We start from the raw sequence: 528 nt of genomic DNA on the forward strand, positions 1-528 counted from the left end.
CCTTTTACGCTGCCGGTGGCGCACTGTCGCGGATCAACGAGTTGCTGGCCCGGGCCGACGAGCCTGAATACCCGGGTGGCGTCGACCCGTTCATCGGCCGCGAAACCGTCGGCATCGAAGTCCAGGGATTGAGTTTCGGCTACGGCGACGAACTGGTATTGAACCAGATGAACCTGTCGATCGCCCCCGGCGAAAAGGTCGCGATCGTCGGTGCCAGCGGTGGCGGCCAAAGTACCCTGGTACAGCTGCTGCTGGGCCTGTACACGCCGCTCGCCGGGACCATCCGCTTCGGCGGTTCGACCCAGCAGGAGATCGGCCTGGAAACCGTGCGGGAAAACGTCGCCGTGGTCCTGCAGCACCCGGCGCTGTTCAACGACACCGTGCGCGCCAACCTGACCATGGGCCGCGAACGCAGCGACGAGGCGTGCTGGCAGGCGCTGGAAATTGCACAGCTGCACGCCACGATTCGTGAGTTGCCCAATGGCCTGGACAGTATCGTCGGCCGTTCCGGCGTGCGCCTGTCCGGTG

Annotated in this window: 1 protein-coding gene; it reads left to right on the top strand. The window is 65.5% G+C overall.

The features are described 5' to 3' along the window. On the top strand, window positions 1-528 hold a 528-nt coding region (locus tag F8N43_RS29205; RefSeq protein WP_150654714.1), incomplete at both ends, for an ATP-binding cassette domain-containing protein.

Source organism: Pseudomonas fluorescens (genome assembly GCF_902498065.1).
Lineage (GTDB): Bacteria > Pseudomonadota > Gammaproteobacteria > Pseudomonadales > Pseudomonadaceae > Aquipseudomonas > Aquipseudomonas fluorescens_BJ.